This is a genomic window from Adlercreutzia muris, assembly GCF_041223505.1.
Lineage (GTDB): Bacteria > Actinomycetota > Coriobacteriia > Coriobacteriales > Eggerthellaceae > Adlercreutzia > Adlercreutzia muris.
This window is the reverse complement of sequence record NZ_JBCLQK010000016.1, coordinates 1-15353: the sequence shown is the minus strand read 5'-3', so window position 1 is coordinate 15353 and position 15353 is coordinate 1. Positions and strand designations below refer to the sequence as shown.

Genomic DNA, 15353 nt, shown 5'->3' with positions numbered 1-15353 from the left:
GGACATGGCCAAACCGAAACTCGACAGCGCGGGCATCAGCCTTTTCTGCGAGAGCGTCGCCATGATGCTGGCGGCGGGCATCCAAACCGACGAGGCGGTGGGGATGCTGTCCGAGGACATCGGCGACACCGCGCTGCAGGCTACTTGCACGACGGTGTACCGCAGCCTGAACGCGGGCGAGACCCTGGCCCGCTCCATGGAGGCGTCGGGGGCCTTTCCCCGCTATGCCGTGGATATGGTGCGGGTGGGCGAGAATGCCGGCCGCACCGAGGAAGTGCTGCGCTCCTTGGGCGTCTACTACGACGAGGAGGACCGCCTGTTCGCGAAGATCCGCTCGGCGGTGGGCTATCCGGCGGCGCTGCTGTGCATCATGTCCATCATCCTGGCCTTCACGGTCATCATCATCCTGCCGGTGTTCGAGGACGTGTACGTCTCCATCGCCGGCTCGCTCACCAACGGCTCCTCGGGGGCCGTGGGGCTGTCGGTGGCCATCGGCTGGGTGGCCCTCGGCGTGACACTGGCCTGCACCATCGTGGCCCTCGGCGCCGTCATTGCCTGCCGTTCCGAGGCCGGCCGCATGGCGGTGATGAGCCTGTTCGAGAAGGTGCCCGCCACGAAGGGGGCCATGGAGCAGCTGGCCGTGTCCCGTTTCGCCTCGGCCCTGGCCGCCTACACTGCCTCGGGCGTGAACACCGACACGGCCATGAAGGAGGCCATGGAAGTGGTGGAGCACGCCGGCCTGAAGCGCAAGGCCGCCGGCGCCTATGCCCTCATGATCGACAGCGACGAGCCGCGCTCCCTGGCCCAGGCCATCAGCGAGGCTGCGGTATTCGAGCAGATTCACGCCCGCATGCTCACCATCGGCACGCGGTCGGGCTCCCTGGATGCGGCCCTCGATCGCCTGTCGGCCAACTTCTTCGACGATGCCATCCTGCAGATCGACTCCGCCATCGACAACATCGAACCGGCCCTGGCCGCTTTCCTCACCGTGGCCGTGGGCGCCACGCTCATCTCGGTCATGATGCCCCTCATCGGCATCATGGGATCGATCGGATAGCCCTATGATCCACGGGAAGACAGCCCAGATGAGAAGGGACCGCGCTCGGCGCACGGTGGCGGTCGTCGCGGCCTGCGTGCTGGCTGCGGTGCTGTGGTTCGCCTGGGATACGGCAAACGCCCAGACTGCGGCCCAAAGCGCCGTGTCGGTGCGCAACGCCGTGCTGGAATCTGCCATGCAGTGCGCCGCTGTGGAGGGGGCCTATCCTGCGAGTCTCGATTACCTGGAAGAGCATTACGGGCTCATTGTGAACCATGCCGACTATGTGGTCACCTACGAGGCCTTCGCCGCTAATCAGCCGCCAAGCGTGGAGGTGAGGCCCCGATGAGCCCGTGGAATCCCGCCCGTATGCCCGGGGCCGACGGTCCGGGCACCGCAAAGGCCTACGGCGGCAGCCCCCGTCGCCAGGAACGCGATTTCGGCCGCGTGTTCACGGGGCTTCTGTTCGCGCTGTTCGTGGCCACGCTGCTCATGGCCATCCTCGTGGGTACGGGCGTGTACCGGGTTCTGCACCAGGAGGGGGCCGTCGCCGACAACCAGCGTCTGTCGCTGACGCTGCTGGCCAACGATGTGCGGGCCAACGACCAGATCGACGCTGTGGCCCGGGCCTGGGTGACCGAGGATGCGGCGTCCGTGGAAGTGGCCGGCGCCGACGGCTTTGAAGCGGCCGCCGCTGCAGAGGACAGCCGCAGCCTCTTCCAGGGACCGGCCCTTGTGCTGCGCGAGACCCTGCCCAGCGGCGTGTACGAGACGCGGCTGTACCGCTACGACGGCACCATTATGGAAGAGTACGCCCTGGCCGATGCCCCCTACGATCCCCTGAAGGCCACGGCCATCGTGGATTCCTCGGTGTTCGCGTTCTCCTACGAAGACGGCCTGCTCACCATTGAGACCGATGCCGGCGCCACGGCGGTGGCCCTGCGCAGCGGGGGAGGTGAGCGCTGATGGCTCGGGGAAATGCCCGCCGCTCCATGGCCGACTACTCGGTGGCCTCCCACGCCCGGGGCGTGGCGGCCGGCGATGAGCGCCTGGAGCGCTATCACGAGTACGTGGGCCGCCATCGAGCCGAGCGCCGGGTGTGGCCCGGTGCCGCCTTCATCGTGGAGGCCCTGTTGCTGCTCGTGTTCCTGGCCGGGTCCCTGGCGGTGCTCATGGATCTGAACGCCGACGCCGACGCCGCCGGCGCTCAGAGTACCGACCTCATGGGTGCTCTGGTTCTGGCCTCCAACGTGGCGGAAGAATTCGCCGCCGACCCGGTGGCCCTCCAGGAGGCCTACGCCGCCGATCCGGCGGCTGACCGGTGGTTCTCCTGCCCGCTAGACACGGTGGAGAGCGGTTCCGGTATCCTCCGCGCGGAGTGCACCTTCGCCACCGAGCCCACCGAGGGCGGCCTGCTGCATCGGCTGACCCTGACCGTGTGGAAGGAGCGCGTGCTCACCGATCGGGAGCAGGCGGCGGATGAGGGCTACATCATCAACGATCCCGAGGGCGCTGTCTTCGAGCGCTGGGAGGAGGAGCCCGTGTACACCGTGGAAACGGCCCGCTACGTGGCCAACGCCGGCACTCGGCCCGCCCTCCCGTCCGCCGATGGTGCGGGAGCGGCTCCGACCGAAGGGGAGGTGTCCCATGGCTAGACCTCACGGATCGGTGCGCATCGGCCCCATCAGCCTGTTCACCCTCATCATCATCTTGTGCCTGGCGGTGCTGGCCGTGCTGTCGGTCACGACGGCTCGGGCAGAGCTTTCGGTCACCGAGCGCCAGGCGGCCACCACTACGGAAACCTACCAGCTGGAGGTGCGGGGACAGGAGTTCCTGGCGGCGGTGGACGGCTCCCTGGCGACCGGCGATGCCACGGCTCTGGAAGCGGTGCTCGCGGACTACGGCGTGGAAACGACGGCCGCGGCCCCCGGCGCTGACGGCGCCGCCGCGACCGCCGCGCCCGACGCCGCCCCGGCCGGCGAGACCATCGAGGACGAGACCCCCTCGGGCAGCGCCGCCCCGGCCGCCGGCGTGACCTTAGCCGATGACGACGGGGGCGCGGGGGCCATCACGGTCTCCGGCACCTTCGACGGCGAACGCATCTCCGTGACGTTCGCCATGGACAGCGGCCGCACCCTGGCTGTGGGGCTGCGGGTGAACGACGACGGCACCTGTACCATCGAGCACTGGAAGACCACGACCCAATGGACCGACGACGGCACAGGCGAAACCCTGTGGCTCGGCTAGAGATAGGAGAAAGCGAACCTATGGAACTGAAGACACTGCTGCAGGAAATGATCGACAAGAAGGCCTCCGACGTTTTCATCGTGGCCGGTCTGCCGCTGACCTACACTGCCGACGGCCGCCAGATTCGCATGGACATGGCGCCGCTCATGCCCGCCGACACCCGGGCGCTCGTGGAGGCCATCTACGGGCTGTCCGGTCGCGACATGGCCCTATTCGTCGAGGGCCACAACCACGATGACGACTTCTCCTTCGCCGTGGCCGGCATGGGCCGTTTCCGCGTGAACGTGTTCCGCCAGCGCGGCTCTCTGGGCGCCGTCATCCGCGTCATTCCCTTCACGCTGCCGAATCCCGCCGACTACCACATTCCCGATGATGTCATGGCCTGCGCCGACTTCCAGAAGGGCCTCGTGCTCGTGACCGGCCCGGCCGGCGCCGGCAAGTCCACCACGCTCGCCTGCATCATCGACAAGCTGAACAAGGCGCGCTGCGGCCATATCATCACTATGGAGGACCCCATCGAGTACGTGCACCGCCACGAGGGCTGCATCGTCACCCAGCGCGAGATCCCCTCGGATGTGGCCACCTACGCCGAGGCCCTGCGCTCTGCCATGCGCGAGAGCCCCGATGTGATCCTGCTTGGCGAGATGCGCGATCAGGAGACCATCGGCACGGCTATGACCGCCGCCGAGATGGCCCAGCTTTTGTTCTCCACCTTGCACACCACAGGCGCATCCTCCACGGTGGATCGCATCATCGACGCCTTCCCCGCCAACCAGCAGCGCCAGATTCGCATGCAGTTGTCCATGGTGCTGCAGGCCGTGGTGTCCCAGCAGCTGGTGCCCACGGTGGACGGCGGCATCGTGCCGGCCTTCGAGATCATGACCGCCACGCCGGCCATCCGCAACCTCATCCGCGAAGAGAAGACCCACCAGATCGACTCGGTCATCGCCAGCAGCGCCGGAGCCGGCATGCGCACCATGGACCAGAGCCTGTACCGCTTGGTGAGGGACGGCATCGTGGCCCGGGAAGTGGCCCTGCAGCACGCCATCCATCAGGAGGCCCTGAAGAAGCGCTTCGAGAGCGAGGGCATGTAGGGAACTGCCAGCCAGGTCTCGGCACGGTCGCGTCACCGGCATCGCCCGGGCTGTCGAGACGAGCGCGTAAACCCATGAGACGAGGGCGCCTCTTTGAGCGCCCTCTTCGTTCTCGGGATCAGTGGGATTCGCTTTGAGGGCTGGACCCAAAGAGGCGTCCTTGGAAGCAGTGGTCGAACATTGCCGCATTTGTGGGGGTAAGGCCCTGGAAGTTGAGTCGTTGAATGACGGTGATGATGCCGAATCGGTCAATGAGGCGTACGAGAAGTTCGTCCGCAAAAGACGCACTTGCCATGGAGATGCCATTGAAGTTTAGTATGCAAATGCCTGGGGCCGATTCCATAAGGTTCCCAGCTATGTTGGCAAAGGCTTTCGCCTCGTAACGACTGGCGCAGCCGCGAGATTCTTGGGCAACTGAGATAAGAAGTGCTTCGTTGGATTGGTTTGAGGGAATTTGCAGGTCGATCAGATGATTATCTACCCAAAGGTTGACGGGGTCGGCATTGAGCGCCGTTTGAATATCAAGAGGGCGTGATGTGTGGAGTTGAAAATCGACCAGAGTCGTGCCCGACTTGAAAGGGGTTACTGCGGAAATGGCGGGCACGGCGGCTTCCGAATTCTGGTGGTGCCGCACGGCATAGCGCGCTCCGTCAGAAGTCAGTTCGAAGGAGCCGGAGGAGCAGCTGACGATTTGCTTCATCATCCAAAGTCCGTTGCCAGCTCCTGCGCCGTCGCCGACACCGCGCTGAATGGCTGCGCTAAGGGCCTCCGAAGGAGAGCTCGCCCGAATCCCTCCCTTTGCCAGGGAGGAGGGGATTCCCTGACCCAGGTCAAAGACGGCAACGGCGATCCTCTGCTCCGATTTATGGTACTGGGCCATTACATAACCAGTGGCATTGGGCGAGTTGGTCTCGTCTTGAGAGTGGAGGAGAATGTTGTCGGTGACTTCATAGAGAGCGAGCTCAAGTCCCTGTAGAACTCCTCGGGGCATTTCGCCGGCCCGCTGCATGGAGCCAATAATGCCGTGAACGACATCATAATGGTCGTCGGAAGAGAACTTCCATACCTTGCTGAGGTGACTGGAGGGGGAAGCAAGGGGATCGTGAACATAAGGATGGATGGTTCCTGGTTGATTGAGAACAGGAGCGTTTCTCCAGCTAGCTGCGGGAGAAAACGAGCAGCCATGCTCAATGGTGAAATAATCGATGATGCCCGCAATAGGAACGCAAATATTGGGATAGCAAGCGCTCTGTCCCGGTCGCACTCTCAATTTGAAGGAAGTGATTCCATCGGCAATGCCTTTGAACACTTTGGCGGCTAAAAACTGAGGAGCTCCTTTGCGGTGAAGATCGAGATAGACGTTGACATGCGGCTTCCGCTCCTCGGCCGGTGGTGTGCTCATTGCAAATAAATCCTTCTCTTTGGGAAAGTACATGCTATCATAGGCAATGCGAAATCCCCCGGGCCTCTGCTTTGCATGCAAACTTCGGGGGATATTTTATTGTGCGGCATGTGGTCGTTTGGCTGAGAGCGGTGTTGCGGCATCTAGTTGCTTCCGTCGGAGTTCCTCTGAGGGCGCTTTTCCTGAAGCGAGGCTGTTTTTCCAGACCGCGACAGGGTTCTGCGGTATTATGATCGGTTAGGAAAACGCGCTTATTTTTGGGGCGCATAAGGGGAAGGACGGAAGTTTGAGCACTTTCGATTGGAAGGTCGGCAAGGAGTACCGCGAGATTCGCTACGAGCTGTGCGACGGGGTGGCGAAGATTTCCATCAATCGGCCGCATCGTCGCAATGCGTTCACGCCGCTCACGGTCATGGAGATGTACGACGCCTTCTCCGAGGCCCGCGACGATGCCTCGGTGGGCGTCATTTTGCTCACCGGCGTGAACCACGGCGGCGCCCACGAGGACGAGGCGTTCTGCTCTGGCGGCGATCAGAAGATTCGCGGCAATGGCGGCTATGTGGGCGAGGACTCCATCCCGCGCCTGAACGTGCTGGACCTGCAGCGGCTCATCCGCGTGGTGCCCAAGCCTGTCATCGCCATGGTGAACGGCTACGCCATCGGCGGGGGGCATGTGCTCTCCATCCTGTGCGACCTCACCATTGCCGCCGACACGGCGAAGTTCGGTCAGACCGGCCCTAAGGTGGGCTCCTTCGACGCCGGTTACGGCGCGGGGTACTTGGCCGCCATCGTGGGTCAGAAGAAGGCCCGCGAGATCTGGTACCTCTGCCGCCAGTACAGCGCCGCCGAGGCGCTGGAGATGGGCCTGGTGAACAAGGTAGTGCCCTTCTACGACCTGGAGCGGGAGTGCATGGACTGGGCCGCCGAGATGATGCAGTTTTCCCCCACGGCCCTGCGCTTCATGAAGGCCTCCTTCAACGCCGCCACCGATGGCCTGGCGGGCATTCAGCAGCTGGCCGGTGACGCGACGCTTCTGTACTACACCACCGATGAGGCCAAAGAGGGCCGCGACGCTTTCAAGGAGAAGCGCGCTCCCGACTTCACCCAGTTCCCGAAGTTTCCGTAGGATGGGGAGCCGAGGGGTGTTCGGGATCCGTCGATGATCGATATATTTGAAAGCACTTCCCAGGCGCGGCCCGATGCCGTGTTCTTCTCCTTCGTCGATCGGGCGGGGGAGGAGACGGCCTACACCTATCGCCAGACGCGGCTCATGGCTGCCCAGCTGGCCCGGCGCCTGCGGGACAAGGGGGTCTTTCCCGGCGACATGGTGGCCGTGGACCTGCCAAATTGCCCTCTGTACGTGTTTCTGGCCCTGGCCGCTGCCTACGGGGGCTTCGGGCTAGTGGTCCTCAACCACCGGCTCACCGATGCCGAGAAGCTCATGCGGCTTTTGGAACTGGAGCGCTGCGGCGTGCGCATCGCCCATCGCGTGGATGCCGCAAGCGAGCGGCGGCTCTTCGATCAGGTGAGCCAGTCGCTGCTGCGGGGAGAATCGCGCACGGGGCGCGTGGACGATTCCCTCGGCGGCGTGGTGGAGGACGCCATCCACTTCGCCGAGCGGGCAGCCCACACCTTCGATGCGGGGCACCGGGCCCTCATCATGTTCACCTCGGGTACCACGGGCAAACCGAAGGGAGCCGAGCTCACCTGGCGCAACCTGGTGGAATCGGCCGAGGCGTCGAACCGGGTGCTCTCGCCGCGCACGTTGAACCGGGGCCTATGGCAGGCGGTGCTGCCCTTCTTCCACGTGGGGGGCTTCCAGGTGCTCGTGCGCAGCGTGTGCAGCCGCTGGTCGCTGCGACTCTACGAGCGCTTCGACGCGGGCACGGTGCTCCGCGACGCCACGGAGCTGCACGCCACCCACATCTCGGTGGTGGACAAAATGCTCCAGGATATGCTGAACTGCCGCCCGAGCGTGCTGGCCCAGTACCACTGCCTGCTGCTGGGGGGCGGCCCCCTGAACGCGAACACGGTCAGTCTCGCTTTGGAGGCCAAGGCGCGCATCTATGCCAGCTACGGCATGACCGAGACCTCGAGCCAGGTGGCGAACACGCTCATCACCCCTCAGTTCACCGGTGGCCTGCGGCTGCTGCCCGGCTATTCGGCGCGCATCGTGGAGCCGGACAGCGCCGGCTTCGGCCGCTTGGCCCTGCGCGGTCCCGGAGTGTTTTCCGGCTACGCCAACGGGCGGGCGGCCTTCACGGTGGACGGGTTCTTCCTCACGGGCGACACGGCCGCATTGCACGAGGGGTGCCTCTACATCCGCGAGCGCACGGCGGACATGTTCGTGTCCGGCGGAGAGAACGTGTACCCGGCCGAGATAGTCGATGCCCTCGTGCGCATCCCCGGCATTGCCGATGCCTACGTGTTCGGCGTGCCCGACCTGAGGTGGGGGCGTCGCCCCGCCGCTGTGGTGGAACTGGCCCCGGCCGCGCCGCCCCTATCGGCCGCCATCATCAAAGATGCCCTGGCCCGGCGCCTGTCGCGCCTTTACATTCCCGAGCAGATCTGCATCGTGGACGAGATGCCGCGCACGGGCATCGGCAAAGTCGACCGGGTGGCCTGCGAGGGGTTGTTCCGCCAGCATATCGATATCAAGCGCGTGGTGCTGCACAAGGTGCGCCTGCCGTTTTCCAAGCCTTTCAAGACGCCGAAGGAAACCCTGACCTACCGCGAGCTCGTTATCGTGGAGGTGGTGGACAAGAAGGGCCGCGTGGGCGTAGGGGAATGCACGGCCTTCGACACTGACTGGTACCTGCCCGAGACCCTCGGCGACGACCTGGCGGTCATGCGGGAGGTGCTGGCCCCTCGCGTGATCGCCGGCACCTACCTGCATCCCCGGGAAGTGGCTGCCGACCTGGCGGCAGTGGAGGGCATGGAGCGGTTTCCCATGGCTATGAGCGCTATCGAGATGGCCTGCTGGGACCTGTTCGGCAAGGTGACCGAGCAGCCGCTGTGGGCCCTGCTCGGCGAGGAATTTGACCGTCTCTCGCGGGTGGCCGCCTTCTGCGAGGAAGAGCCCGCGGCCCTGGGCCACGCGACGGCCGTCGGGCGGCGCGCCCGACCGCGCCAGGTGTACAGCGGGGCTGTGGTGGGCATGGGCACGCCGGCCCAGACCGTGGCCGAGGTGCGCGAGTGCGTGCGCCAGGGCTACCAGCGGGTGAAGCTGAAAGTGGCTCCGGGCAAGGGACTGCCAGCGGTGCGGGCCGTGCGCCGGGCCTTCCCCGACCTGCTCATCACGCTGGATGCGAACCAGAGTTTCAGCCTGCACCACATGGCCGAGCTGCGTTCCTACGACGAGCTGGACATCGGCTGGATCGAGGAGCCGCTGAATCTGGACGCGGCGGGGGTGAGCCGCCATGAGAACGCCTTCTCCCGGCTGGCCTCGTTCCAGCATACGCTGGCCATGCCCCTGTGCGTGGATGAGTCCTTCGTGAACGCCGCCGAGGCCGCTCGCATCTTCGATTACCCGGAGCTGCGGTGCGCCATGGTGAAGATCGGCAAGTTCGGCGGCATCCAGCGCTCTTTGGAGTTCGTCCACAAGGCGCTCTCGCGGGGGCGCGAGGTGTGCATGAGCGGCATGTACGACACGGGCGTGTCAAGGTTCGTCCATGCGGCCTTCCAAACGCTGCCCGGCGTGGTCATTCCCGGCGACTTAGGTGCCACGGACCGCTACTTCGACGCCGATCTCACAGTGCCGCCCTATACGGCGCCCGACGGCATCATCACGCTGAACGGGGAAGGTCACGAATTCGGCATCGGCTGCGAGCTAGCCCCCGACGCCCTGGCGGCTCACCGCCAGCGTCGCTTCACGGTGGAGTAGGAGGGCCTCGCCCCCGCCGGGCGCGTTGCGCTGCCGGCCGGCCCCCGCCGGGCGCGTTGCGCTGCCGGCCGCCCCCCCCGCCGGGCACGTTGCGCTGGCTGCCGAGCGGCCGCGGTGCCCCTTGCAGATTCTTGTGCCCTTTTAACGGCTCGGTAACATTGGCGCAGGTGTACCATTTATACTAATTGGGTAAGCGATCTTTCTGAGATGGAGGATTCCGTGGGCGGCTTTTTCGGAGCAGTTTCCCAGCGCGACGTGGTGCTGGACGTGTTTTTCGGTGTGGACTACCATTCCCATTTGGGCACTCGGCGGGCGGGCATGATCGTGCGCGATCACGCCGACGGGTTCCAGCGCCAGATTCATTCCATTGAGAACACGCCGTTCCGCACGAAATTCGAGGACGATATCGTGCGCTTCCACGGCACGAGTGCCATCGGCTGCATTTCCGATGCCGACCCCCAGCCGCTGCTGGTGCGCTCGCACCTGGGCACCTTCGCCATCACCACCATCGGCGCCATCAACAATGCCGAGGAGCTGGTAGAGGAGTACTTCTCGGGACGTACGACCCAGTTCATGGCCTTGAGCTCCGGCGCGGTGAACGCCACCGAGCTGGTGGCGGCCCTCATCAATCAGAAGGACGACCTGGTCAGCGGCATTCAGTACGCCCAGTCGAAGGTGGATGGGTCGCTCACGCTGCTCATCATGACCGATGCGGGCGACCTCATTGCGGCCCGCGACTTCATGGGGCGCCTGCCCGTGCTGGTGGGGCGCGACGAGAACGGCCATTGCGTGGCCTTCGAGAGCTTCGCGTACCACAAGCTGGGCTACCACGATGAGTACGAGCTGGGGCCGGCCGAGATCGTGCGGCTGACGCCCGATGCGGTGGAGGTGCTCGCCCCGGCCCGTGACGAGATGAAGATGTGCGCCTTCATGTGGGTGTACTACGGCTACCCCAATTCCAACTACGAGGGCATGAACGTGGAAGTGATGCGCTATCGCAACGGCGCCATCATGGCGCGCGACGAGGCCGCTCGCGGCGCGCAGCCCCAGGTGGATTACGTGGCCGGCGTGCCCGACTCCGGCGTGCCCCATGCCATCGGGTACTCCACGGAAAGCGGCATGCCCTTCGGGCGCCCCTTCATCAAGTACACGCCCACCTGGCCGCGCTCGTTCATGCCGGCCAACCAGGACCTGCGCAACAAGATTGCCAACATGAAGCAGGTGCCGGTACCCGAGCTCATCCGCGACAAGAAGCTGCTGTTCGTGGACGACTCCATCGTGCGTGGCACCCAGCTGCGCGAGACGGTGAACTTCCTGTACGATTCGGGTGCTGCCGAGGTGCACATGCGCAGCGCCTGCCCGCCCATCATGTACAGCTGCAAGTACCTGAGCTTCTCGTCGAGCAAGTCGGACATGGACCTCATCGCTCGCCGCGTGGTGGACCAACTGGAAGGCGAAGAGGGCGTGGCGCATCTGGACGAGTACGCCGACGCCGCCACCGAGCGCGGAGCGTGCCTGCTGAAGACCATCTGCGAGGACATGGGCTTCGACTCTTTGAGCTACCAGAGCCTGACCGGCATGATCGAGGCCATCGGCATCGACCCGGAGAAGATCTGCACCTACTGCTGGGACGGCCGGGAGTAACGGCGCTTCGTTCATCCCGAAGGCGTCGGCACCCTAGTCTTCAAGGTAGAGCTCTCCGTTCTCCTGTTTCTCCTGCAGATATTCGCGGAAGTAGGGAAGGTCGAAACCGACTATGCCTCGTGTGCGCCGTCCGATGACGCCGGCCTCTATGAGACGCTTGCGATACTGGGCCACTACGGATGACGAGCGGCCCAGTCGCACGGCGATGTCGGCGATGCGGCTATCGCCTTCGTCCTGCAACATGGCAATAGCGAAGCGAAGGTCGCCAGGGGAAAGCTCGGCCAGTGTTGCGTCCAAGACGCGGTAGGTCATCTCACGTTGGGCGGTTGCAATTCCATTGGCGACTTCACTTGTTCCCAGGTTGAGAGCCTCGGGATTTTCGTCCCATGCGTAGTAGCCCACCAGCTGCAGCATGTAGGGAAAGCCCCCGATGGCTTGGGTGGCCTCAGCAAGAGCCTCGGCGTCTATGGTGCGGTTGTCGTCGCGGATGGTTTTCTCGAGGGCCGCCGACACCTCTCCATCGGGAATGCGGCCGAGGGTCTCATGGGTGGCTCGGCGAAGGAACGACACCGTTTTATCGTTGAGGAGCGATGAGATGTTGTGCGGTAGGCCCGCCATGAACAGCGCCACCTTGCGGTTCTCCCGGACAAAGTGCTGATAGAAGGCGGCAAGCTGAATCATTTCACCAAGTGATGGGTCGATTTCGTCAACGGTGAACAAGACGCCGGTGTCCTGATTATTAAGTTGCTCTGTCAAGTCGCTCACGCGCGAGCGCCAATTGGTCTGGGCTTCGGTGCCCTCGATGGAAAGCGAGATGACGTCAGGAACGCTTAGGCTTTTTACGGCGAGCTTGCTGTCATCTTCCGCAAGATGGGCGGCTTTGCGGCGTAGCTGGATTTCCGCATCGTCGAGCATGCCGGGGATCGCCGTGATGTTGACGACAATCCATCCGCTTTGCTCGGCTACCTCGGCCAAATAGGAGAGAAGAGCCGTTTTGCCCGTGCCGCGGGTTCCTGAGAAGAGCGTCGTGAGCTCCGGGCGCCGACGGGTGCTTTGCAGAGCGCGAGAATGCGACTCAATGATCTGATTTCGCCCGGCAAGATGGGCTGGAATTTCTCCGAAACTGGGAGTGAAAGGGTTTTCTGTGACATTCATCGTGCTCTCGCTTCCTAGTACAACGAGGTATTTCTAAGCTTCACTAAGTAACGCTAAGCTTCTGGAGCAGGAGCAATTGGGTCTGGTTATCGATTTGAGTTGAATCACATCTGGTTGTGGAGCTTCTGGGGCGTCATATAGTCGGGGCAACCTGCGAGCTTGATGGAGTTTGATAGGGCAGGCGGTGCATTTACCGCATGAATGCGTCAGCTTCTTCTAGGTCGCGGGCCGAAGCGTTGGCTTCCTTGGGAATTAGCGCGTCTTTTCGCGTGCGCTTCCTCTCGGCGCGCAGGGGCAGGTACTCGCTGATGACGATGCCGGCGAAGATGAGGGCAAAGCCGGCGAACAACGACGGCGTGAGCACCTCGCCGAGCAGGGCGATGGAGAATACCACGCCGAAGACGCATTCGGTGGAGAGGAAGAGCGACGCCTGGGCGGGATCGACCCGGGCCACGGCGGCGTTCTGGAGACCGAGGGCGATGCATGAGGCGAAGACGGTCAGGTAGGCGAGGCTCACCCAGGTATCGGGTGCCAGGTGCGCGAAATCCGGCGTCGGCTCGGTGAGGGCTCCGGCGGCAAAGCCGAGGATGCCGGCCGCTATGAATTGGATGACCGTGAGCACCGTCATGGAACGGCCGGGGGCGAACTTGGCCGTGTACAGCACGTGCAGACTGAGGAAGAGCGCCGAGAGCAGCGTGACGAGATCGCCGAAGCGCAGCGAGAACGCGCCGGCGCCCGTGTAGGCGACGCAGGCGACGCCGGTTGTGCAGGCGAGCGCCGCCACGATGTTGAACCGCGTGGGTTTCTTCCGGATGACGAACCAGCTGAGGAACGGGATGATGACCACGTACAGCGTGGTGAGAAACGAGCTGTTGGAGGCAGTAGTGTCGGTGAGTCCCGAGGAGTTCGCCCAGTAGGAGAGGAAGAGCAGCACGCCGAGTACGGCTCCATCGCGCAGATGGCCCGCACCGTCGGCAGCCAGGCGGTCGCGCAGCTTGCGGAGGCTGACGAGGCCGAGGATGATTCCCGCGCCCGTGAAACGCACGCCCACGAGCCAGGAAGGCGGGAACTCGTCTACGGTGGATTTAATGACAACTGTGCCCATGCCCCAGATGGCCGCCGCAACGAGCAGCGCCGCTTTGTAGGCCCACGAGGGCAGCCCGTTTTGTTTGAGCTGAGAAAACATAGTGCCGAGCATGATAGCACGGCAGCCGTGCGCGGTGCGAGAAGGTGGGGCAATCCTGAGCTGTCTCGGCTGGTGCACGAGAGGCTTTCGCGGGCTATATATGCAGGAATTGTGCCCTTTTCTGTAAAGTGTTGCTGCTAGCTTGCAATCGTCGCCCAAACGAGTAATATAAATCCTCGCCCATTGAGGCAACCCATTGCGGGGTGGAGCAGTCTGGTCAGCTCGTCGGGCTCATAACCCGAAGGTCGGAGGTTCAAATCCTCTCCCCGCGACCAAGAATTGTCGGCCGCCGAGTTCGCTCGGCGGCTTTTTTGTTAGAGCGTAGGCGTTGCGATGGGCATGGGGGAGACATTCTGGCCGGGGCTTAGTTGGGCATAGCAGTAGGCACTCTCACTGCAAGGAGCCCTCATGAGCGACATCGAGATCTACGAATCACCCGATGGCGAGATTCGCCTGAATGTCCAGCTTGAAGACGAGACCGTTTGGCTGACTCAACGACAGATGTCTGCTCTTTTCGGACGTGATAAGTCAACCATCTCAAGGCATATTCAGAGTGTGTTTGATGACGGCGAGCTTGAAGCCGATTCAACTGTTGCAAATTTTGCAACAGTTCAAATCGAGGGCGGTCGTGAGGTCGAACGCATTGTTGAGCACTACAATCTCGACATGATAATCTCTGTCGGCTATCGGGTAAAATCCCAGCAAGGTGTTGCCTTTCGTCAATGGGCGACCAAGATTCTCAGGGAGTACGCCGTTAAGGGATTCGCGCTTGATGATCGTCGACTCAAAGATGGTCGTAGCCGCTATTTCCGCGAGCTGCTTCAGCGTGTTCGCGATATCCGCTCCAGCGAGCGCAATCTGTATCAGCAAGTGACGGACATTTACGCCACGGCGATCGACTACGATCCCAAAGCGTCCATCACGCGCACGTTCTTCGCAACGGTGCAGAACAAGCTGCACTATGCGGCTCATGAGCACACGGCGGCTGAGGTTATTTACGAACGCGTTGATCGCGATAAGCCGCTGGTGGGCATGACCACGTTCGACGGCGACTACGTGACGCGGGCTGACGTTCGCATCGCCAAAAACTATCTCACCGAAAAAGAGTTGCAAACGCTCAACCTGCTTGTGTCCCGTTTTCTCGATTACGCGGAATTGCAAGCGTTGGAAGAGCGTACCATGACCATGCAGGACTGGATTGAGGAGCTCGACCGAGAGATCATCAACTCACGGCGTGCGTTGCTCGAAGGCAAGGGGCTCGTATCGCACAAGCAGGCCATCCAGAAGGCAGAGGCAGAATTTGAGGCGTACCGCGCTCGCGAGATGCGCGAGCTGGAAAGCGACTTCGACCGCGCCATCAAGCAACTAGAGGGGTAGCTACTTCACCACGGCGAGGTTCACGCTGGCGAGCAGGCCGGGGATGCTGCGCACGGCGGAGCGGTTCCATTCCTTGGCACGGTCGGGGAGCTCCTCCCAGGGCACCAGGTAGGGGCTGCGCTTATGCTCCACGTCCTTGGAAGAACCGTAGCGCCAGCCGGCCTTCTGCCGCTCGCGCAGCCAACGGCGATGCTCCAGAATAGCGAGGCACTCCACTTCGCTGGCCGTGAAGGCGGCCACGCAGCGATCGGGGATCGTGTGCCCAATGTTGGTGTAACGGTCGTTTCCCCTGATGCATGAGGAACGGCCATCGCCTAGAATCTTCAATT

The 15353-nt window shown here is 63.4% G+C and carries 14 protein-coding genes and 1 tRNA gene; 11 read left to right on the top strand and 4 right to left on the bottom strand.

The features are described from left to right. Positions 1–4 precede the first annotated feature (4 nt). Genes AAK988_RS10870 through AAK988_RS10845 form a run of 6 tightly spaced genes read left to right on the top strand, consistent with a single transcriptional unit; the run spans position 5 to position 4377 of the window. Positions 5–1057 carry a type II secretion system F family protein gene (locus AAK988_RS10870; protein WP_135970277.1) on the top strand — a complete coding sequence of 351 codons (1053 nt, stop codon included), beginning with the start codon at positions 5–7 and terminating at the stop codon, positions 1055–1057. Between the two features lie 28 nt (positions 1058–1085). Then, complete coding sequence (locus tag AAK988_RS10865) at positions 1086–1385, top strand: hypothetical protein (RefSeq protein ID WP_240806178.1); 300 nt, start codon at positions 1086–1088, stop codon at positions 1383–1385. 20 nt (positions 1386–1405) lie between these two features. Continuing rightward, a complete protein-coding gene (locus AAK988_RS10860) occupies positions 1406–2002 on the top strand; it encodes a DUF4860 domain-containing protein (RefSeq protein ID WP_369880747.1) in 597 nt (198 codons plus the stop codon). Further along, positions 2002–2691 (top strand): hypothetical protein, encoded by a 690-nt coding sequence (locus AAK988_RS10855; protein WP_369873559.1) that lies wholly within the window; start codon positions 2002–2004, stop codon positions 2689–2691. Before AAK988_RS10860 ends, AAK988_RS10855 begins: the two co-directional genes overlap by 1 nt. After that, the gene (locus AAK988_RS10850; RefSeq protein WP_369873560.1) at positions 2684–3283 is read left to right on the top strand and encodes a hypothetical protein; all 600 of its coding nucleotides are present in this window, start codon (positions 2684–2686) and stop codon (positions 3281–3283) included. Before AAK988_RS10855 ends, AAK988_RS10850 begins: the two co-directional genes overlap by 8 nt. A gap of 20 nt (positions 3284–3303) precedes the next feature. Beyond that, positions 3304–4377 (top strand): type IV pilus twitching motility protein PilT, encoded by a 1074-nt coding sequence (locus AAK988_RS10845; protein ID WP_135970281.1) that lies wholly within the window; start codon positions 3304–3306, stop codon positions 4375–4377. Between the two features lie 118 nt (positions 4378–4495). Here the strand turns inward: AAK988_RS10845 and AAK988_RS10840 are convergent, their stop codons facing one another. After that, positions 4496–5779, bottom strand: coding sequence for an STAS-like domain-containing protein (locus AAK988_RS10840; RefSeq protein WP_369873561.1), 1284 nt, complete (start codon positions 5777–5779; stop codon positions 4496–4498). A gap of 286 nt (positions 5780–6065) precedes the next feature. On the opposite strand from AAK988_RS10840, the gene menB reads away from it, so the two are divergent. The 3 genes from menB (at position 6066) to AAK988_RS10825 (ending at position 11306) form a co-directional block, all read left to right on the top strand. Next, on the top strand, positions 6066–6905 hold the full coding sequence (gene menB / locus AAK988_RS10835; RefSeq protein WP_369873562.1) for a 1,4-dihydroxy-2-naphthoyl-CoA synthase: 840 nt from the start codon (positions 6066–6068) through the stop codon (positions 6903–6905). Positions 6906–6938: 33 nt separating this feature from the next. After that, positions 6939–9662, top strand: coding sequence for an AMP-binding protein (locus AAK988_RS10830; RefSeq protein WP_369880746.1), 2724 nt, complete (start codon positions 6939–6941; stop codon positions 9660–9662). A 219-nt stretch (positions 9663–9881) separates the two neighbouring features. After that, entirely contained in the window at positions 9882–11306 is a 1425-nt protein-coding gene (locus tag AAK988_RS10825) for an amidophosphoribosyltransferase (RefSeq protein ID WP_369880745.1), read from the top strand. 33 nt (positions 11307–11339) lie between these two features. On the opposite strand, the gene AAK988_RS10820 is transcribed toward AAK988_RS10825, so the two are convergent. Continuing rightward, positions 11340–12461 carry a DUF8462 domain-containing protein gene (locus AAK988_RS10820; RefSeq protein WP_369873565.1) on the bottom strand — a complete coding sequence of 374 codons (1122 nt, stop codon included), beginning with the start codon at positions 12459–12461 and terminating at the stop codon, positions 11340–11342. A 190-nt stretch (positions 12462–12651) separates the two neighbouring features. Continuing rightward, a complete protein-coding gene (locus AAK988_RS10815) occupies positions 12652–13647 on the bottom strand; it encodes a DMT family transporter (protein ID WP_369873566.1) in 996 nt (331 codons plus the stop codon). 197 nt (positions 13648–13844) lie between these two features. Between AAK988_RS10815 and AAK988_RS10810 the strand changes: the two genes are divergently transcribed. Then, positions 13845–13922 (top strand) — tRNA-Met (locus AAK988_RS10810). 133 nt (positions 13923–14055) lie between these two features. Then, positions 14056–15024, top strand: a complete 969-nt coding sequence (locus AAK988_RS10805; RefSeq protein ID WP_160324278.1) for a virulence RhuM family protein — start codon at positions 14056–14058, stop codon at positions 15022–15024. On the opposite strand, the gene AAK988_RS10800 is transcribed toward AAK988_RS10805, so the two are convergent. Further along, positions 15025–15353, bottom strand: a 329-nt coding sequence (locus tag AAK988_RS10800; RefSeq protein ID WP_369873567.1) for a RyR domain-containing protein, incomplete at its 5' end; no start/stop codon positions are given.